Source organism: Gemella sp. zg-1178 (genome assembly GCF_018790995.1).
GTDB lineage: Bacteria > Bacillota > Bacilli > Staphylococcales > Gemellaceae > Gemelliphila.
The window spans coordinates 79,504-100,706 of sequence record NZ_JAHKEI010000005.1; the positions used below are offsets into that span (position 1 = coordinate 79,504).

Annotated in this window: 15 protein-coding genes and 3 riboswitches; of the genes, 4 read left to right on the forward strand and 11 right to left on the reverse strand. The window is 30.4% G+C overall.

The features are described from left to right. Positions 1 to 4: 4 nt before the first annotated feature. Positions 5 to 1,927, reverse strand: a complete 1,923-nt coding sequence (locus tag KMP12_RS02290) for an ABC-F family ATP-binding cassette domain-containing protein (RefSeq protein WP_215756120.1) — start codon at positions 1,925 to 1,927, stop codon at positions 5 to 7. A gap of 213 nt (positions 1,928 to 2,140) precedes the next feature. On the opposite strand from KMP12_RS02290, the gene KMP12_RS02295 reads away from it, so the two are divergent. Further along, on the forward strand, positions 2,141 to 2,311 hold the full coding sequence (locus KMP12_RS02295) for a transposase (RefSeq protein WP_215756143.1): 171 nt from the start codon (positions 2,141 to 2,143) through the stop codon (positions 2,309 to 2,311). Between the two features lie 318 nt (positions 2,312 to 2,629). Here KMP12_RS02295 and KMP12_RS07780 read toward each other — a convergent pair whose 3' ends face one another. The 3 genes from KMP12_RS07780 to KMP12_RS02305 form a co-directional block, all read right to left on the reverse strand. Beyond that, entirely contained in the window at positions 2,630 to 2,794 is a 165-nt protein-coding gene (locus KMP12_RS07780; RefSeq protein WP_371821650.1) for a DUF5713 family protein, read from the reverse strand. A 339-nt stretch (positions 2,795 to 3,133) separates the two neighbouring features. Continuing rightward, positions 3,134 to 4,096: a LacI family DNA-binding transcriptional regulator gene (locus KMP12_RS02300; RefSeq protein ID WP_215756121.1), complete on the reverse strand. Its 963-nt coding sequence runs from the start codon at positions 4,094 to 4,096 to the stop codon at positions 3,134 to 3,136. Beyond that, the gene (locus tag KMP12_RS02305) at positions 4,077 to 5,531 is read right to left on the reverse strand and encodes a sucrose-6-phosphate hydrolase (RefSeq protein WP_215756122.1); all 1,455 of its coding nucleotides are present in this window, start codon (positions 5,529 to 5,531) and stop codon (positions 4,077 to 4,079) included. Before KMP12_RS02305 ends, KMP12_RS02300 begins: the two co-directional genes overlap by 20 nt. A gap of 223 nt (positions 5,532 to 5,754) precedes the next feature. Between KMP12_RS02305 and KMP12_RS02310 the strand changes: the two genes are divergently transcribed. After that, the gene (locus tag KMP12_RS02310; RefSeq protein WP_215756123.1) at positions 5,755 to 7,638 is read left to right on the forward strand and encodes a PTS sucrose transporter subunit IIABC; all 1,884 of its coding nucleotides are present in this window, start codon (positions 5,755 to 5,757) and stop codon (positions 7,636 to 7,638) included. 217 nt (positions 7,639 to 7,855) lie between these two features. Here KMP12_RS02310 and adhE read toward each other — a convergent pair whose 3' ends face one another. Continuing rightward, on the reverse strand, positions 7,856 to 10,516 hold the full coding sequence (gene adhE / locus KMP12_RS02315; protein ID WP_215756124.1) for a bifunctional acetaldehyde-CoA/alcohol dehydrogenase: 2,661 nt from the start codon (positions 10,514 to 10,516) through the stop codon (positions 7,856 to 7,858). 451 nt (positions 10,517 to 10,967) lie between these two features. Here adhE and KMP12_RS07490 point away from each other — a divergent pair, with 451 nt between their 5' ends. Continuing rightward, positions 10,968 to 11,120: an NAD(P)-binding protein gene (locus KMP12_RS07490; RefSeq protein ID WP_252344667.1), complete on the forward strand. Its 153-nt coding sequence runs from the start codon at positions 10,968 to 10,970 to the stop codon at positions 11,118 to 11,120. Positions 11,121 to 11,651: 531 nt separating this feature from the next. On the opposite strand, the gene thiM is transcribed toward KMP12_RS07490, so the two are convergent. The 6 genes from thiM to pepF all read right to left on the reverse strand — a co-directional run bounded on the left by thiM (position 11,652) and on the right by pepF (position 20,311). Further along, positions 11,652 to 13,088, reverse strand: a complete 1,437-nt coding sequence (gene thiM, locus KMP12_RS02325; RefSeq protein ID WP_215756125.1) for a hydroxyethylthiazole kinase — start codon at positions 13,086 to 13,088, stop codon at positions 11,652 to 11,654. Between the two features lie 4 nt (positions 13,089 to 13,092). Continuing rightward, the gene (gene thiD, locus KMP12_RS02330; protein WP_215756126.1) at positions 13,093 to 13,926 is read right to left on the reverse strand and encodes a bifunctional hydroxymethylpyrimidine kinase/phosphomethylpyrimidine kinase; all 834 of its coding nucleotides are present in this window, start codon (positions 13,924 to 13,926) and stop codon (positions 13,093 to 13,095) included. A 147-nt stretch (positions 13,927 to 14,073) separates the two neighbouring features. Next, positions 14,074 to 14,177, reverse strand: a riboswitch (TPP riboswitch). Between the two features lie 61 nt (positions 14,178 to 14,238). Continuing rightward, a riboswitch (TPP riboswitch) is annotated at positions 14,239 to 14,342 on the reverse strand. A 61-nt stretch (positions 14,343 to 14,403) separates the two neighbouring features. Beyond that, a riboswitch (TPP riboswitch) is annotated at positions 14,404 to 14,507 on the reverse strand. A 927-nt stretch (positions 14,508 to 15,434) separates the two neighbouring features. Next, on the reverse strand, positions 15,435 to 16,526 hold the full coding sequence (locus KMP12_RS02335) for an NAD(P)/FAD-dependent oxidoreductase (protein ID WP_215756127.1): 1,092 nt from the start codon (positions 16,524 to 16,526) through the stop codon (positions 15,435 to 15,437). Positions 16,527 to 16,722: 196 nt separating this feature from the next. Next, positions 16,723 to 17,583, reverse strand: coding sequence for a type II restriction endonuclease (locus tag KMP12_RS02340; protein WP_215756128.1), 861 nt, complete (start codon positions 17,581 to 17,583; stop codon positions 16,723 to 16,725). A 9-nt stretch (positions 17,584 to 17,592) separates the two neighbouring features. Beyond that, on the reverse strand, positions 17,593 to 18,426 hold the full coding sequence (locus tag KMP12_RS02345) for a DNA adenine methylase (RefSeq protein WP_215756129.1): 834 nt from the start codon (positions 18,424 to 18,426) through the stop codon (positions 17,593 to 17,595). A 76-nt stretch (positions 18,427 to 18,502) separates the two neighbouring features. After that, the gene (pepF, locus tag KMP12_RS02350; RefSeq protein ID WP_215756130.1) at positions 18,503 to 20,311 is read right to left on the reverse strand and encodes an oligoendopeptidase F; all 1,809 of its coding nucleotides are present in this window, start codon (positions 20,309 to 20,311) and stop codon (positions 18,503 to 18,505) included. 136 nt (positions 20,312 to 20,447) lie between these two features. Here pepF and ung point away from each other — a divergent pair, with 136 nt between their 5' ends. Further along, entirely contained in the window at positions 20,448 to 21,095 is a 648-nt protein-coding gene (gene ung / locus KMP12_RS02355; protein WP_215756131.1) for a uracil-DNA glycosylase, read from the forward strand. Positions 21,096 to 21,203: the final 108 nt, after the last annotated feature.

The following is a 21,203-nucleotide window of genomic DNA, read 5'->3' on the forward strand; positions in this document are numbered from 1 at the left end:
AAAACTATAATTTTAAATTTTCCAATTCTTCTTCTACTTCTAACCAAGTAGTATTTAATTCTTCTAGTCTTGTGTTTATATCCTGCAAGATATTATTATATTCTTGAGTTTTCTTTGCGTCTGTGTAAACTTCTTCTTTAATTAGTTCATTGTTTACGCTGATAATTTCTTGTTCTAAATTTTCGATTTGTGAAATGAGATTATCTCTTTCTCTTTCTAGTTTACGAACTTGTTTTTTTTCTTCTTTGCTGATTGTGTAGTCATTTATTTCTTTTTTTTGATTAGGATTAGTTTTTTCTGTCTGGGTAATTTTTTCTAGTATTAATTCTTGCTCTTTTTTTTCAAGATAGTAATCAAAATTACCAAGATAAATATTAGAACCTTGTTCATTTATATCCATAACCTTGTTAGCAATCTTATTAATAAAGTACCTGTCATGACTAACAAATACTATTGTTCCCTCATAGTTTTCAAGTGCCGCTTCTAAGACCTGCTTGCTGGCTATATCAAGGTGGTTGGTCGGCTCATCTAGGATTAATAAATTATTTTTTTCAAGCATGAGTTTAGCGAGTTGCAACCTAGCTTTTTCTCCTCCTGATAGGTCGCTAACTATTTTTAGTACATCTTCTCCCGGAAATAAAAATCTTCCCAGTACACTTCTTACGTCAGCTTCTTTCATGGTCGGATATTCGTCCCACAGTTCTTGTAAAACTGTTTTTGATGATTGAAATTCTGCTTGTTTTTGGTCGTAATAACCTAATGACACCTTACTTCCATAATAGATATTTCCAGCTAGGGCTTCTTGTTTTTTGGCTATTGTTTTTATTAGAGTTGATTTGCCGATACCATTTTTACCGACAATAGCTAAACGGTCGCCCTTGTACACATCAAAATTATAATTTTTTGCTATTTGCTTTCCGTCGTAACCTACTTTTAAATCTTCTATTCTAAGAACGTCACGTCCACTTTGTTCACTAATTGTAAATTCTATGTTGGCTGTCTTGTCATCTTTGCGAGGATTATCTAGGCGTTCTATCTTATCTAAAATCTTCTGACGACTTTTTGCCATACCGCTGGTAGAAGCTCTTGCTATATTTTTTTGTACAAAGTCTTCTAATCTTTTTATATCCTTTTGTTGACTTATATATTCTTTTAGGTGTTTTTCAAAATCTTCTTCATACTGAATTAAAAATTTTGAGTAGTTGCCGATATATTTTTTACAAGTAGCAAATTCAACATTATAAACAACATCAACTATCTTATCAAGAAAATAACGGTCGTGGCTTACTATGATTACTGCACCCTTATAGGCATTTAAATAATTTTCTAACCAGGCTACATTTTCCATATCCAGATGGTTGGTCGGCTCATCAAGAATTAAAACATCGGGTTCACTAAGTAATAATTTTGCCATGGAGATACGAGTTTTTTCTCCACCAGAAAAATTAATAATATTTTTATGCAGATCATCTTCGCAAAAATCTAAACCGAACAAGACAGATTTAATCTTGCTCTTGTAGTGATAATCCTTATGATTTAAAACCATATTTTGTAAATTGTCATATCTATTTAATAAATTTGGGTCTTTTTCTATATTTTCATTCGTTAGGTTGGCTGCTGATTTTTCTAAATCACTTTCTAGGTCAATTATCTCTGTAAAACAGTCAAGCATTTCTTCATAAATAGTTCTTTCTTCTTTTACAATAAATTCTTGGGATAGATAACCAATTTTTGTATTTTTTGCAACCATTCTTTGCCCACTATCAAAACTTGTCAGCCCTGCTATAATCTTTAATAGTGTTGATTTACCCGCACCGTTACGACCGACTATGGCAATTTTATCTTTTTCATTGACTTCTAATTTAACATTTGAAAATACTTCTGTAACAACAAAATATTTACTAATATCATTTAATTGAATTAGCATAAGCTCTCCTTTCTAAATGATTTATTTTTATAAATAATTTTCAAAATAAAAATTGTAAAATTAAAATTATTTTTTAATAAACATTACTATAAACTATATTCATAACACCTAATTATAACAAAAAAAATATATTTTTACTAGTTGAGTAAAAATTCAAAAATAAGATTTACTTAACCATTAAATTTTGTAAAATAAAAATTATACAACACATTTATCTATAATCATTTCGCTAACGCACTACTTGAAGGAATTAATGATAAAATTAAAATACTAAAGAGAAATTCTTATGATTATCATAAATATTCATATTTTAGAAATCGTATTTTATTAATATGCAAGTTATATGTGTCATATACAGCATCATCTACTCCACAAATTGCTTAATATTTTAAGCACAAACCTACGTGAGAATAACTCCTTTCTCTTACAACCTAGGGGAAGATAAATGTATAGTGTCCATTTCGGTAAATTATACATAAGCTGTACTTAAAATAAAAATGTAGTGACTTAACTAATATTAAATCACTACATTTTATTTTAGCAATATCTTTAAGCCACAGTATCTTAAATACCTATAGCAATATAAAGACATTTAGCATGTCAGAAATTATTTCTACCATATCATCACTTGCAATAGTTTCTATATAACTATTATTTTCATAAAATTCTTATTTTACATCATTAATAACCAAAGTAATTTTATCAAGTTTTTTGAATAATAGCTATATCTTTTTCACCATTTTCCAAAAGTTCTATCACTGGCAAAATAAGACTTTTGATTTTTTGAACAATAAAAGACTGGTAATAATCATCATTAACAATTTCTTTTAATAGTCTATATTCTTTATCAAATTCTTTTATGTAAATGACTCCACAAGTTTATTTATTAATTTAAAATTATTTATAATAATATCTGGTTTTATATTTTTTACAGATATACTCATAAATAATTTGATTACTTAATATAATATTTTTCAAAATTATAATTAAAAAATTTCTCCGTCAATTATTTCAGCATTACCATTTAAAAATATGCATAAATTTTATACCTTCTAAATTATCAGAATTTGCTATTTCTTCTTTATAAACTTTCATTACAGCTTGATAAGTATTGTTTACCATCCATAATCATATATATAACAATCAATCTAAACTATTTTTATATATAAATTTAGTAAAGCTGTGTTTTAATTTGAATGTTTTATATTAGACACTCCTACCTGGTAACAAACTTACGGGTAGAAGATAAGATTTTTCTAAACTTGAACCCTCAATTTTTTGCAAAAGAAGATCTACCATGAGTTTAGCAATATCTGCTAGGGGTTGTTTGATGGTTGTCAGTTGGGGATAATGTGTTTCGATGAAATAAGTACCATCGTAGCCTATAAGTTTTAAATCTTGTGGAATAGATAATTTCAAGGATTGGATTATATTCCATACTAGTATGGCAGTCAAATCATCTGAAATAAAAATACCGTCTGTTTTGGTTGTTTTAAGAATTGTTCTGATTTCTATTTCTTTGCGAACAGGGGAGAAATCACTTGAGATATGGTAAATCTTTGCTTTTGGAAAAATACTAGAAAATCCTCTTTGGCGAAGACCAGTAGGAGAGTTGGAATTGTTATTCCCTGTAATCATAATTGGATGAAGGCATCCTGCTTTTTTAAGTGTTTTAGCTGCTAAAATACCTCCGCTGTAGTTGTCAGATGAGACAATTGGTGTAGAAGGCGATAAATTACGGTCAAAGGCAATAATAGGAGCTGTAACTAGGTCATAATCTTTAATTCCTAGGTTATGACTTCCTGAAATAATACCATCTACTTGATTGGCAGTTAGCATTTCTAAGTACTCTTTTTCTTTGGCAGAATCCTGCTGGCTGTTGCAAATAATAGTTTTGTATCCTCTATTGAATAATTCCTTTTCTAGGTAAGCAATCAATTCTGCATAGAATATATTACCGATGGTTGGAAATATGAGACCAACTAGTTTGGGAGATTTTCCTTGTAAACCTCTAGCTAGATTGTTTGGTTTGTAGTTTAACTTTTGCATAGCTTCGATAACATTTTTTATCGTCTTCTCAGACAAATATCCTTTTTTATTAATGACACGAGAGACGGTTGTAGGACTTACTCCAGCTAGTTTTGCGACATCAGTTAGTTTTGCAACCATAATCTAATGAGTAGTAATTTCCAGTTGCTTTCCCTGCTAGAATAGTTATTCCCGTCTCACCCTGGCAAGGGAATATGCGTCCAGAAAATACTTTTTCTCCTTTATTAATAAAAATTTCAAATACAGACTTATCTACGAAAATATTAGTTGTTGTTATCTTGTTGTCAATATGGCAATGGCGTTTTGTACCAAATTCAAGGGCAAAAGCTTCTCCGCAGTTCTTGCGATCAACCGATACCTTTTCATTTGCAGGGTCAATAACTAGTTTTAGCCCTTTTTTGTTTAAATCTGAGAAGAGAAGCAGCTCAATATAACCATCTTTTTCTACAGTTAATTCCAATTCGTATACATTATTAGTTTCTTTTTTTTCTTTAAAGACTTGAGAATCTTTACGGAGACTAGTAATAGCTTCAACAGGGTATTGGTAGAGTTTACCATTATTTATTTTCAATTCTTTGACCAAGGATAAGCAACCAAGATAATCATATCTTTCCGTAGGGTACTTAATGTCGGGTAGCCCAAGCCAGCTGATTGCAAGTACTCGTCCGTCGGGAGCGTTGATTGCTTGAGTTGCATAACATTCAAAGCCGTAATCCAGCTGTTCAAGTGGACCAGGATTGAACACTGTAGCTGTTTTTGGATCAAATGATTGAGCTATTTTGTACATATTTGGATAGATATTGTCGTATTCAAGAATATTTTTATCTAGTCCTTGTGGGCAATAAAGTAGAATAGGTTGTTCATTAATAAATACAAGGTTTGGACATTCTATCATATAAGATGTCAAATCATTATCAAAATTCAAATCATTAATATAGATCCAGTTTAAATAATCATTATCTACAGCTTTGTATAGTTTGATGATACCTTTTTTATTAATATTTTGAGCCCCAATAATAGCATAGCAGTTGCCCTTGAAGTTGAAAATCTGCGGATCGCGAAAATGATCTGTTGTGTCGTCTGGTTTATCAATCAAAATCTTATCAATTTTTTGAATTTTCCCATTTTTACTCATTAGGGCTCCAATTTGATAAGAGTGGCGAAGCCAGTTTTTATCACGTACATTCCCAGTGTAAAAGAGAAAAAGCTTGTCTTCAAACTGCATGGCGGATCCAGAATAAACACCTTGGCTGTCGAGCCTAGTGTCGGGGTATATCATGACCCTTGTAGGTTCGAAGTGGACAAGATCTGTTGACTGAGTATGAAACCATGATTTTAATCCGTGAGCTACACCAAATGGAAAGTATTGATAAAAGAGATTCCATTTCCCATTAAAGTAAGAAAATCCGTTTGGATCGTTTAAAAGACCGTGTGGAGGTTCGATATGAAAGCTTGTTCTCCAAGGAGAACTCTCCGTATTTTTGGTGATTTTTTCAATATGTTCTGTTGACCAATCTTCATAAGGACGGTATCGTTCTTCATTTGTTAAGAGCATGTTTTCTCCTTATTTCATTTTTAGTTATTTTTCTATAAATATAGTTAATATAGTAAACTTTTTCTTGTAAAAAAGCAAGATTTTGTGCTTAAATTTTAAAGTATTAAAAAATATATTAAACGTTTGACATATTAAGGAAAAAGTTTATAATAAAAAATATATACGTCTTAAAATACTTTTTAATTCAATAAAGAAAACATTTAATAAAGGAGATTTTTACAATATGAACAATACTGAAATTGCAAAAAATGTCATAAAAGCTCTAGGTGGATGTAATAATATTAATAGTGTAGCCCACTGTGCAACTAGGCTACGTGTCATGGTAAAAGATAAAAATAAAATTGACCAAACTCTTATCGAAAATATAAAGAAAGTACAGGGAGCTTTTTTCAATTCAGGACAATATCAAATAATCTTTGGCACTGGAACCGTTAATAAAATTTATGATGAAGTTGTTGCACTCGGCCTCCCAACTTCTTCAAAAGATGATATGAAAGCAGAAACTGCTAAACAAGGTAATTCATTTCAACGTGCTATTCGTACATTCGGTGATGTATTTGTTCCAATTATACCCGTAATTGTAGCAACTGGTTTGTTTATGGGCTTGCGTGGATTACTTGCTGCTTTAAGTATTACGCTACCTCAAAATTTGAATGTTTATTCTCAAATTTTGACAGATACAGCCTTTATTGTTCTGCCAGCACTTGTAGTATGGTCAACCTTCCGTGTATTTGGAGGAAATCAAACTATTGGTATCATACTTGGTATGATGCTAATATCTGCTTCTTTACCAAATGCTTGGGAGGTGGCTAAGGGCGGTGATGCGACACCAACTATTTTCTTTGGATTTGTTCCAGTAGTTGGCTTGCAAGGCTCAGTTCTCCCAGCCTTTATTATCGGTATAGTTGGTGCTAAATTTGAAAAATTTGTACGAAAGCATGTGCCCGAAGTATTGGATCTTTTAGTAACACCATTTGTTACATTGTTTGTGATGTCGATCCTTGGTTTGTTTGTTATTGGCCCAGTATTTCATGTTGTTGAGAATTATATTCTTGCAGCTACCAAAGCTCTTCTTGCTCTTCCATTTGGTCTTCCAGGCATCTTTATTGGTGGGGTCCATCAGGTTATCGTTGTTTCTGGTGTTCACCATATCTTCAATTTGTTGGAATCTCAGTTAATTGCAAATACTGGTGCAAACCCATTTAATGCCATTATTACTGCGGCGATGACAGCACAGGGAGCGGCTACAGTAGCAGTTGGTGTGAAAACTAAAAATCCTAAATTGAAAGCTCTTGCTTTCCCTGCATCTCTTGCGGCTTTTCTGGGAATTACAGAGCCAGCTATCTTTGGTGTGAATTTACGTTTTCGTAAACCTTTCTTCTTTTCATTGATTGCAGGTGCTATAGGCGGTGCTCTCGCTTCTATTCTAGGGCTTGCAGGTGTTGGATTCGGTATTACTATTATACCAGGGACACTACTTTACTTGAACGGACAACTTCTACCTTATTTATTAATGGTAGCAGTATCCTTCATAGCTGGTTTCACATTGACTTATATGTTTGGGTTTGAAGATGAAGCAGTAACTTCTGAAAAAAATTTTAAAGTAGCATCAACTACTGAAGTAATAGATAAATCTTCAAATCCACTTGTTAAAGAAGAAATATTTGTTTCACCTCTTTCAGGTGAAGTTGTTGCTCTTGAAAATGTTAATGATCCTGTTTTTTCATCAGGTGCTATTGGACAAGGTGTTGCTGTCAAGCCATCTGAAGGTCTTGTTTATTCACCAGCAGACGCAGAAGTTACTATTGTATTTGACACAGGGCATGCTTATGGTTTGAAGACAGCAAGTGGGGCTGAACTACTTATTCATATCGGTATTGATACTGTATCAATGAAAGGTGAGGGATTTGAGAAATTAGTTGCAGTAGGTGATAAGGTTAAAGCAGGAACGGCTATTGCTAAGTTTGATTTAAGCAAGATTGTATCTGCAGGTCTTGATGATACTACTATGGTAATAGTAGTAAATTCATCAGAATTTAAAGCAGTTGAAGCCCTTGCAAATTCTAGAATATCACATGGTGATGCCTTATTTAAAGTACTAAAATAAGCATATAAAAAGTTTTAGCTCTTAAAATTAAGTTATATCTACCATATGCAGTGTCATCTACTCCACAAATTGCTTAATATTTTACATAGATAGAATTTTCTTTTTAAATATTTATAAAATTTAAACCCTATTTTCTTCATATAAATATTTTATATATAACAAAAATGCAGTCCAAAGACTGCATTTTTTATTGAAAGTTGATTGAGAGTTACTTTAATTAGATTTTTTCTACGAATTTTTTCTCTCCGTAGCCATACCATGCCGCTTCAAACATTTCTTTCATATCACTAATCATCGCTAAACGAGGGTTAGCTGGCGTACATTGGTCTTCATAAGAGTCGAAGGCAAGTTTTGTTAGTGAAGCTAAAAATTGTTCGTGAGTATAACCACCTTTTGCGAATGAACCATGTTCTTTGAATGCCATTGGACATCCTACTTTTCTACCTAGTTCGTAAACAGCTTGTGCATAAGATTCAACACCTTCTTCTGGTGTGCTAGCTTTTAGTCCTAGCATACGAGCAATTTCTTGATATCTTTCTGCTGCTTGGTAGTGTTCATATTTAGGCCATAGTGAAACTTTACCTGGACGAGTACCGTTATATTTAATTACATAAGGTAATAAGGTCGCATTATTTTCACCGTGAACTGTGTGGAATTTACCACCTATTTTGTGTGACATTGAGTGGCAAATTCCTAAGAAGGCGTTAGCGAATGCCATTCCCGCCATACAAGATGCGTTGTGCATTTTTTCACGAGCGTCTCTATCAGCAGTTTTTACTGATTTTTCTAAGTTATCAAATACTAATTTTATAGCTTTAAGAGCTAAACCGTCAGTATAGTCGTTAGCTAGAGTAGCTACATAAGCTTCTGTTGCGTGAGTTAATACATCCATACCAGTCGCTGCTGTTGGTCCTGCTGGAACTGTTAATACTAGATTAGGGTCTACTATTGCCACATGAGGAGTTAGTGCATAGTCAGCTAACGGATATTTTTTATCATTTTCTTTGTCAGAAATTACAGCAAATGGAGTAACTTCTGAACCTGTACCTGATGTTGTTGGAATAGCTATAAATTTAGCTTTATTTCCTAAGTGTGGATATTTAACTGTACGTTTTCTTATATCTCCGAATTTTTGTACTAATTCAACGAAGTCAGCGTCTGGTCTTTCATAGAATAGCCACATTATTTTTGCTGCGTCCATTGGAGAACCACCACCAAGTGCAACTATCGCATTTGGTTTAAAGCTATTCATTAAAGCTGTACCAGCTTCTACAGTTTTAATATCTGGGTTTGGTTCTACTTGGTCAAAGATTTGAATTTGTACCTTGTTTGCACGACCTTGTAATTGGTCAATAACTTTTTGAGCGAATCCTAGTTTAACCATTGATTCGTCAGTTACTATCATTACTCTTTCCAAACCCTCCATCTCTCTTAGGTACTTTATTGAATTTGGCTCAAAATAAACTTTTGGTGGTACTTTGAACCATTGCATATTATTGTTTCTGCGTCCAATAAGCTTTACGTTGATTAGATTAATTGCTGATACGTTTCCTGATACTGAGTTGCGTCCGTAACTACCACAACCTAATGTTAGAGACGGGATAAATGCGTTATAAACATCTCCAATTCCTCCGAATGTTGATGGAGAGTTCCAAACAATACGGCAAGCTCTTACTAATTTACCAAACTCTTCTGCTACGTCAGCATTTTGTGTATGGATAGCTGCTGTATGTCCTAGCCCATTAAATTCTACCATTTGACGTGATTTTTCTAATCCATCTTTTGTATCTTTTGACTTAATTACTGCTAATACTGGAGATAATTTTTCTCTAGTTAGTGGTTCGTTAATTCCTACCTCACTACATTCAGTAGCTAAAATTACAGTTCCTTGTGGCACTTCAAATCCTGCTAGTTTTGCAATTTCTGTTGCTGGTTTACCAACTATTACTGAATTTAATTTTGCTCCAGCACAATCTTGTGATTTAGCTTCTACTCCAAATAATAATTTTTCTAAAAGAGCTTTTTCTTTTTTGTTTACAAAGTAAACTCTGTGTGATTTCATTATAGAAATAAATTCATCGTATAATTCTTTATTGACAATAGCCGCTTGTTCTGATGCACAAATCATTCCGTTATCAAATGCTTTACTTAAAATAATATCATTTACCGCTTGTTTAAGTTTTGCATCTTTGTGTACATAAGCTGGCACGTTACCTGCACCTACACCTAAGGCTGGTTTCCCACAAGAATAAGCTGCACGAACCATTGCGTTACCACCAGTTGCTAAAATTGTTGCAACTCCATCATGTTTCATCAAGGCATTTGTACCTTCCATTGATGGTTTTTCGATAAATTGAATACAGTTTTCTGGCGCCCCTGCTTTTATAGCAGCATCTCTAACTATTCTTGCCGCCTCTTTAGAACATTCATTAGCAGATGGGTGGAAGCTAAAGATAATTGGATTTCTTGTTTTCAAACAGATTAATGACTTGAAAATTGTTGTTGATGTTGGATTAGTAGTAGGAACTACACCACATACAACCCCAACAGGTTCTGCTATAGCAGTCAAACCATCTACTTCATCTCTGTCTATAACACCAACTGTTTTAACTCCACGCATGCTGTTTACTATATATTCACACGCATATAAGTTTTTAGTTGCCTTATCTTCTATTACACCACGTCCTGTTTCTTCAACCGCTGCTACCGCAAGAGGCCCGTGAGCTTCTAGAGCTGCAACTGCCGCCGCTTGAACTATCGCATCAATTTTTTCTTGGTCTTCTATTTTCAAGAATTCAGCTAATGCTACTTGCCCTTTTGCAACAAGCGTGTTCACTTCTTCGATTGGGTCTAATAATACTTCTTTTTCTTTTGCCATGATTATGACTCCTTTTAAAAATTATTTAAATTTTCATAAGTAGACAAATTTTAAAATAAAAATTACAATAATTGCTAGGCATTATTTAGTTTTATTAGCTAATTTGTCCCTTAATTTATTACACCTAAAGTTTAACACACAAAAAAATTTTTGTAAATATCTGTTATATATCTGTTTTGAATATAAAAATTAATTTATTTTTATTTTTATTCTTATTTTTATAAATCAAGATATCATTTTTGAAACATATAAAATAAAACAGTGAAACAGAATATTTCATTTTAAAAAATGGTGTTTTACTTTAAAATTTATTTTTTAAATAATAATTGTTATATATCTATTTATCTTATTTAAAAAGACAAAAATAATAATAAAAATATTTTTAAAAATTTATTGACTTTTCTATTTTGAAAAATATTTCATTTTATTAGATAACAGTTTTAGGAGGAGTATGAAAGATTTTAAATATGACTTAATTATTATTGGAGCTGGGATTAGCCCTCTTATGATAGCAGATAGATTAAATAATCATAAACTTAAAATTTTTCTACTAGAAGAAAGAAAAAGAGTTGGCACAAAATTATTGATGACTGGCAATGCTTGATGTAATCTTTTATCTAGCGACACACAAAATCAGTTAGAACTAGCCATACATAACGGTAGATTTTTACGCAGTGCCTATCATAAATATAAGCTCCATGAATTTTTTAAAAATCATAACCTGCCTTTAAAACAAGAAAATAAAAGCCTTTATCCAGCTAGTGAAAAAGCTAGAGATGCTGTGAATTGTTTTAAAATTAATAATGCAATAAAAAGAGAGCTAGATCTCCATATCTAACCCTCTTAAAATATTTATTAGGAAGTGTCTTTTTTAAGATGTTATACAAATTGTGGTTGAATTATAAAATCCTATAAATTAATTATATTAATTTTTATATAAAATTTTTAAGTTTTTCTAAAAGAACTTTATTAAATTTATCAAGTTCTAAATTATATTTTGATATGCTGATATTTAGATTTATTTTTATACTAAAACCTGACCAAGTATTTAATTAATATGATTTTTATTTGTTTCATAATAATACTCTTTAGGGAATATGTATCTTTTTACATATAATTTATTTAATATTTTTTATTATAGGTTTGAAAATTTTTCTACTAATTCTTCTGTTCTTTTTTTACAATCTTCTTGATTTAATATATCTGATATTACACAGATTCCATCCACCCCTATATCTTTAATAACATCTAAATTTTCTAACTTAATACCTCCAATTGCTAAAATTGGAATATATACATTATTTTTAATATCCATAATAGTCTCTTTAGATATTACATGAGCATCAGGTTTAGTATTTGTAGCAAATATAGCACCGACTCCTATATAATCAGCTCCCTCTTTTTGAGCTTCAAGTGCCTGTGATACAGTTTTTACAGAAACTCCTACTATTTTATTATGTCCCATTAATTCCTTCACTTTTTTTATTGGCATGTCAGATTGTCCTACATGTACACCATCCGCATCTACAGCAATAGCTATGTCCAATCTATCATTTATTAATAATGGAACATTGTATTTTGCACAAATTTCTTTTATCTTTATGGCTCTATTTAAAAAATCTCTAGTAGCTAATTTTTTTTCTCTAAGTTGAATAATCTTAGCTCCACCTTTTATGCATTCCTCTATAGATGTATAAAGATCTTTACCCAAGCATGCTTTTTCATCTGTAATTACATACATATCATATTGATATTTCACTTTTTCATAAGATATTTTAGCGTTTTTTATTACCATCTCTGGATTGAAGTTGAAAATATTATTCATCACCTGTTCTTTATAAGCGGCAATCCCCTTAGTTTCATTATTTGCTATTTCACCAGATAGACTCATAGTCAAGACACCTGCAACTGAACTAATTAATGGATTTTTATTAGCTCCAACATAACTTCCTATCAATGAAGCAATCATGCAACCAGTTCCTGTAATGTAGGCTAAAGAATCTGATTCATTTTGTATTTTTATAATATTTATTCCATCTGTTATAATGTCAACTTTTCCAGTAACAGTACATACACATCTATACTTTCTAGCTATAAAAATAGCTGCGTCTATTGCTTCAGTACTTTCTACACTTGAATCTACTCCTTTGGTTTTTACATTAACTCCTGCCAATGCCATTATCTCAGAAGCGTTACCTTTAATAATACTAACGTGCACTTGATTTAAAAACTCTATAACCGTTTCATTTCTAAAAGGAGTTGCACCTATGCCTACTGGGTCAAAAACTATGGGTATATTATTCTCATTTGCAGTCTTTCCTGCTTTTATCATTGTTTTTAATGATTCAGAACTAATTATTCCAAAGTTAAGTACCAGTGCATTGGCTATTTTCGTCATTTGATCTACTTCATCATACGCATCTCCCATTACTGGTGATGCCCCAATAGCTAGTGTAACATTTGCACAATCATTTATTGTAACATAATTTGTAACTTGTTCTATTAAAGGTTTTGTTTCCCTAACCTTTTTAATTGCTTTACAAATTTCTTCTATAATTATATTTTTATTCATGTTTTTAATCTCCTTTATATTTTAGGTTTAAATCTTTATATATTTGTCCCATAGGATTTGTAGGTCCACATCCACTACCTATATTTAAAGAATTTTCAATAGCCATAGTTATAAATTTTTTGGATTTTTTTACAGCATCAATCATTTCAAAGCCTAAAGCTAAATTTGCAGCAATTGCTGAAGATAATGTACATCCAGTTCCATGTGTATTTTTAGTATTTATTCTATTATTAGTAAAGTAGTGTTCTTTATTATTAATATCTATTAAAACATCACATGGATTTTCATCAAGATGCCCTCCCTTAATGAGTACATACTTTCCTGTTACTGTTTGTATTTCTTTACCAACTTTTACCATTTCTTCTACCCTAGTTATATTTACTTCTATGTTAAATAATAATTTATATATACACTTGGCTTCCATTATATTGGGAGTAATTATATCAGCAATAGAAAAAAGTGTATTTATTAATTTATTTTTTGCCGCATCATCTATTAAATCAAAGCCTGAAGTGGAAATCATAACAGGGTCTAAAACTATATTATTAGTTTTATATTTTTTTAAACCGTCATAAACCGACTCTACTATATTTGAATTTGACAGCATTCCTATTTTTATAGAATCAACTTCAATATCTGTAAAAATAGCTTCTAGCTGACACGTAACTCCTTTTGAAGAAATATCTTCTATATAATTAACCCCCATTGTATTTTGTGCTGTTATTGATGTTATAACACTCATACCATAAACTCCATGCGCTGCAAATGTTTTTAGATCGGTTTGAACCCCAGCTCCTCCACTTGAATCAGAACCGGCTATTGTTAATACTTTTTTCATTATTTACCCTCCATATATAATGTTTAATTAAATATACTAATCTATTTTCAAAAAAGTTAGATGCTAGCTCAATATTTAATAATATAATTTTATTATTTTTAATAATTTTTAAGTAAATCCACTAAAAAAGCATATATCTGAGGATATATGCGGCGTCAATTAAATTCCTACGCTGGCATTACCCAGATCAGGTCGAAGGTCAAGAATCACATTCTTATCTCAGCCGATTTATCAGCCCCCTTTTATAAGATAATTTATTATTTTTAATAATTTTTAAGTAAATCCACTAAAAAAGCATATATCTATGGATATATGCGGCGTCAATTAAATTCCTACGCTGGCATTACCCAGATCAGGTCGAAGGTCAAGAATCACATTCTTATCTCAGCCGATTTATCAGCCCCCTTTTATAAGATAATTTATTATTTTTAATAATTTTTAAGTAAATCCACTAAAAAAGCATATATCTATGGATATATGCGGCGTCAATTAAATTCCTACGCTGGCATTACCCAGATCAGGTCGAAGGTCAAGAATCACATTCTTATCTCAGCCGATTTATCAGCCCCCTTTTATAAGATTAATTTATTTCTTATTTCATATTAGCATAAAAATTTTATTTTTTCAATAAAAAGAGTTATATATTATTATTTGTATTTAATTTTCACTGGAAATAAAACAAACAATTTAGAAAATAAATATTAACTATACCTGAAATAATCATTTATAATATTCTTGTTTTTGCTATAAATATTCTTGTAAAATATAAGAATATTATATTTTATTTCCTTGGAATTGGTGAAATCGAAAAAAGACATATATTAAAAAATGATTTCATCCTAGATTTTAAAAATAAAATTTTCAAGTCTACTGCTATATAGAAATATAAGATTAGGAGAAGTACCCATAATTTCTAGTAAGAAATTATCTGTTTTTATTGAATATAATAAAAATAGGATTAGAAACTTGTGATTTAGATGCTAATTCTACTATATTTTAGTAGTGAGAAAAGATGAATTATATATTATATATTTTTATCCCTTATGAAAACATCTGATTAAGTACTTTCTACCATATTAAACCTAGCAAGATTAAACATTATTATTAAAGACGAATTGCAAAATTTTAGTTATCATATACACTTAATTAAAGCGACAATAATGGTGTTATCATAGATTATTACCATATTTATTATTTATAATTTCAATGGCTTTAGTTATATAGAATTATTTATTAAATACTAGTCCTCTTATATATTGGAAAATTAGGAACATTGGCTTATACAAGTCATGTTAAATTGATAAAAATTTAAAGAACTAACTGGCATATCATGGTAGCCCAAGTTGCCTAGAAGTTTTAAAATAAATATTTCCAAGTCTTGTTAGGTTTTAAATGATGCTTATATATTTTTTATTGGGAGATGGGAGATTGTAAATAATTATGGATTTTATGGGTGTGATTGAAACATAGAAAGTTAGAAAAAATCTCAACTTAGCTTCAGAATTTTTTTATTTTTTTCTAATATATCTACTTGTGGGATAATCCGAACTGTCTAGCAACTCCTCTTTACCTACTGCAAGCATTGCAAGATTATAAGCAATTATGCCTCCGGTAGTTAGTCCAGAAGAGCCTAAACCACTTGCTACAAAAAGATTTTTTTCTCCTGGAACTAGACCATAAAAGGCAGAAAAATCATTTGTATATGCCCTAATTCCTACACGTTCATTTATTACCTTTGCTTTTTTTAATGTAGGTAAAAAATTAGTCGCCTCTTCTTCAAATTTATTTAATAAATCTTTGTCAACCCTTAAATCAAAGCCCATATTATTTTCGTGAGTTGCTCCCATGCTGACAAAACCATTTTCAAAAGGGATTATATCTAACTCGCCTTCTGGCATAATTACAGAATAAGTACCACTGTTAAAATCTGAAATTTGATAATCTCGAAGTTGTCCTTTTTGTGGGCGAACGTCTATTTCAAAATTAAGGGGTTCAAGTATTTCTTTAAGCCATGCCCCTGTACATAAAATTACCTTGTCAAATTCTTCATTGTCAATAATATATTTGTCTTGCTGAATTTCTAGTGAAACTTTTTTATTTATTACTTCAACATTAGCAGCTTCAAGTAGTGTTTTTACAAAAAGTTCTCCCTCTATTCTACCCCCACCACTCGCATAAAGGGCGTAATTAGTACCTGTGAAATCTGGAATATTTTTTTTAATATCCGCCTTAGAAACTATTTTTAAATCTCCTATCATAGCAGAAACTTCTCTTCTACTTTCTGCAAGACTTAATAGGTCTTGTAATTTACTTTCATCTTTTTTTAGGATATAAACTCCAGTTTGCCTGTAAAAATCTGTGCTGTAACCATCATTTTTTAAATCTTTTACCAATTTTAAATAAAATTCAGCTCCCAATCTTGCCATCTTGTACCAGGCCTTGTTACGACGTTTAGAAAACCAGGGGCTGATAATTCCTGCTGACGCCTTTGTTGCTTGTCCCAAGCCGTAATCAAAAACCTTTAATTCAACATCTTCTTTTGATAAGTAATAGGCACAAGTAGCTCCGACTATGCCAGCACCAACGACTGCTATTTTCATATTAACACCTCTTTCTTATATACTTATTTTATAGCACTAAAAAACTATATTCAATTATTTTTATAATTTATTTTTTAATTTTATATTTCAAAATAAAAAATACTTTGAAATATTTAAAATCTCAAAGTATTTTTATTAGATACTATTTAAAAATTTTTATTTTTACCATAAAAGCAAATTAAAACACTGTCTTAACTTAATTAATTAATTTTAATATTATATTATTCTCCAAATCATTTATATTATAAATATTTCTAGTTATATTAAAAGTTTCTTCTAAATTCTTCTTAGCCTTGTTCCACCCCTGACCATCAGTAATCCAAATAAATTCAAAATTTTCTATTTTATTACATACTTCAAATAAATTTTTATAACTTCTTGCAGTTTCATTCAATTTAGAACCACCTCTGGAGTAAAAATTTGTTTCTATGGCATAAATTTTATTATTGGTTTTTATTACAAAGTCAAAACGCTTTTCTGTTTTACCACTATTTCCTAGCTTTGATAAATCTATTCCCCAATATTCTTCTATCTTACTTTTATTTAGTTCTTTAAAATAATTTACATTTTTAACTAAACCAGAACTTAGCAGATACGATTCAACTAAATCTTCCATTAAATGTCCTGTTCTATTTTTCCTAGCATTAGAATCTAATCCTACTTCTATTCCTGTAACATAATCATATAAATTGGAAATTATATGATTTTCTAAAAGGTTAAAAATTCCTGTTTTTCTCATAAACAAAATATAATCTTTAATATCATAATTCTGTTTCTTAAAATTAAATTCATAATCACATTTATTGTCTTTAATTATTATCTTGTTTTCTCTTTTAGCTATTAATATTGGTATTGCATTTAAAATATTAGGATATTTTTCTACTAAATTTTTAAATTCTACTTCTATATTCTTGCTATTAATTAGCGTGTTTAACAAATTTAACTCTATTTTTATGCTATCTATATTTTTATACACTTTTTCAAAATCTGTATACCAAGACCAACTAGCTATAGAATTAACCATTTTAGATAACCATATATCAAAATTTCTATCCATATTTACTCCTTAATAATTTGTTATTATAATTTCTTTGCCTACTCTATTTGATGCATCGCTATTGACTGCCCTTTTAACATCAAGCAGTTCAATATGATACTCTTTATATAGCTCTCTAATTAATTTTGTATTATGATTAGTTAGCATAAGATATACCCCTTTACCATCTAATCGTTTAAATTCTTGAGCTAATCTTTTATGGTCATCTTTTGTAAAACCTGTTTGTGTATATGAATTAAACGTAGTTTCATTTAAAGGTGCATAAGGACTATCAAAAAATACAAAATCCCTTTTTTTTACAGTTTTTAGAACATTTAAAAAATCACCAGATTTTATAGTGGCATTTTGTAACTTTTTAGAAATAGCCTTTAAATTATCTAACTCATAAATTTTAACCTTAGTTTTTTTATTCCAAGGAACATTGTAAAGCCCTTTTTTGTTGACTCTATATACACCGTTAAAGCAATATTTATTTATAATCATAAATAAAGCTGCACACTCTAAGTCTAGCTCTTTATTTATTATCTTGTCATTGTATAATTCTCTTAATTTTTCATACCTAATGGAATTAACCTCTTCACTATTTAAACAATCTATTTGGTATGCAAGTTCTTTGTAATTATTTTTTATTTGATGATAAACATTTATTAATTGTTCATTAATATCATTAATAAAAATATTTTCAGAATTAATATTAAACAATACCGCTCCACCTCCAACAAAAGGCTCGTAGTAATCATTAAAATTTGAAGGTATTTTATTTTTTATTTTATCTATTATCTGTCTTTTCCCACCAACCCACTTTACAAAAGGTTGTGGATAAATAACATTATCATTTTTCATATATCTCCTAAATTAATATACCTTGATATAATTTTAATTTAATAAAAATATTTCATAAATATAATTAAAATAAATTTTATTTATTCACTTCATCAGTCAAGCTGTACAACTGGTCTACTAAATATCCTACATAGGCAATTGCTTCTTTTAGTGGTTCTTGCGTTCTTACATCACAACCTCCTAAAGTTGCCAAGTCTTTTGCTGACATACTACTTCCTTTTGTTAAAGTGTTTAACCAAATTTGAGCAGCTGAAGTGTCCTTTTCTATTTTATTTGCTATGGCTGTACCTATTGTAAGTCCTGCTGAATAGGTGTATGGATATAGTCCCATGTAATAATGTGGCTGACGCATCCAAGTTAATTCTGCTCCCTCATTTACTCTTAAACTATCTCCAAAAAATTCTTCCATTACAGAGCCTTTAATATCTGATAATATCTCTCCAGTAAGCATTTCATTATTATCAACTTTTTTATAAACCCTGTCTTGATAAACAGCTTCTAGGTAGTGGGTTACCATATTGTGAAAATATGTACGACTAATCATATTAGAAATTACCCAGCGTTTAAATCTTGCGTCCTCACTTGTTTTTAAAAGATAGTTAGAAACTATTACTTCGTTACAAGTTGACGGAGCTTCTACAAAGTAAAGAGGGCAGTCATAATTTAACATTGTTTGGTGCTTGCCTGTACTCATAAAATGAAAGGCATGACCTAATTCGTGAGCAAGAACAAAGACTTCATTCATTTTACCCGTCCAAGATAAGAGAATATAGCTAGCTATATTCGGCACGGTAGCACAAAAACCACCAGTAGATTTTCCCTTGTTCTGTGGAAAATCTGTCCAACGCTTGTCATAACTTTCATCAATTAAGGCTAGGTAATCTTGTCCCAAAATTCCAAGAGCCTTTTTCAAATATTCTCTTGACTCATCAACTGTCATGTCAACTTCAAACTCTGGGTCAAGGTTGATTTTGCAGTCAGAAAAAGTCATATCTTCTATCTTGTGTTCACGAGCAAGTAATTTTATGTAGCGACGAATGTGGGGTGCTAAATCTTCCATTAAAACTTTAATTTGTCTGTCATAAAGTTCTCTATCCCCGTCTTGTCTATCTAATAAATAATCAATTACACTTTCGTAACCACGAGCAGTGGCTATGGCTTTTTCTTTTTTAATGTGCGATATATATTCGTTAGCTGTCGTATTTTTATATCGGTTCAAAGTTTTATAAAAACTTGCCGCTGCATTACGTCTTACTCCCTTGTCATTATCCATTTCGTGTAGATTTTCATAAAGAACATAAGAATTTTCTAAAGTTTTTCCATTTGCTTCAAAAGAATCAAATTCCATATCTTCAAATTTTGTAACTTCATAAAGATTGTAAAAGCTCGGTAAACTTTCTAGGCTTGCTAATAATTGTTCTGTATCTTTACTTAGCATATGTTTTTTATCACGCAAAACTTTACTAAAAAAATATTCTAGGTCGGGACGTTTAGAACTTACAAATTCCTTAATAAAATCTTCTTCTAAGGTAGCAAGTTCACTACTAAAGAAACTTGCATTACTTGACCAGATACTCACAAAATTTTCAAACAAACTATAATTTTCAATAACTTTATTATTAAATCTGTCTACTGCTGTTGGCAAGTAGGCGTAATGTTCTAACTTAGTTAAATCGAACAATAATTCTTCAAAAATTTTAATAGCCCTATCTAAAATATTTAAGTCGGCTAATTTATTTTCAAACTCTGCCTTAAATTCAATAATATTTTTTTCTAGTTTTTTTAATTCTTCCTTGTACTCTATATCATCTTTATAAATTAAATTAATATCCCATGTATATTTTTTATCGACATCTTTTCTATCTACTAATCTTACTTGACTCATAATAATCTCCTTTAGCTATAATTTTCCTTAAAAATGTATTTAACTTGTATATTGAAAATTATAAACTATTTATTAGAAAATTGCCATAGCAACTTTATTATGATATATTTAAGAAAAATAAATTTAAGGAGTTTTTATGGATGCTTCGTGGAAAAAATTTTTTAAAAATTATCCTAAACGACAAGCCCTTGGCAATGTCCTAGATGAAATAAATAAACAAAGGGCAAAAACAACAATCTTCCCTCCTCAAGATGAAGTATTTAAAGTTTTTGACTTAGCCCTTGAAGATATAAAGGTGGTAATACTGGGACAAGACCCCTACCACAACGATAATCAGGCCTGCGGTTTAAGTTTTTCTGTAAAAGATGATGTGCCTCTACCCAAAAGTTTAATAAATATTTACAAAGAACTGCACGACGACTTGGCTATAGCGCCTAGAAAAAGTGGCAACTTAGAAATCTGGCACGAGCAGGGAGTTTTTTTGCTTAATTCTGTTCTGACAGTTGAAAAAAATAAGCCAGCTAGTCATTCAAATCTTGGTTGGGAAGATTTTACAGACTACATTATAAAAGAAATATCTAATGAGTGTAATAATATTGTTTTTATTCTTTGGGGAGGTTTTGCTCGTAGCAAAAAGAAACTTATAGACCCTAAAAAACATTATATTATCGAATCAGCCCACCCAAGTCCCTTGTCTGCTTATAGAGGATTTTTCGGAAGCAAACCCTTCTCAAAAACCAACGAATTTCTAAAATCTGTAAACAAAGAAGAAATAAAGTGGTAGCGACAATAAAAATTTTACAAAATATCTGAAAATAAGAGAGCAAAACAAAAAGATTTAAAATAATTTTAAGTCTTTTTTCTTGTCCTATTTCTTTTCTTTAAAAGCTAA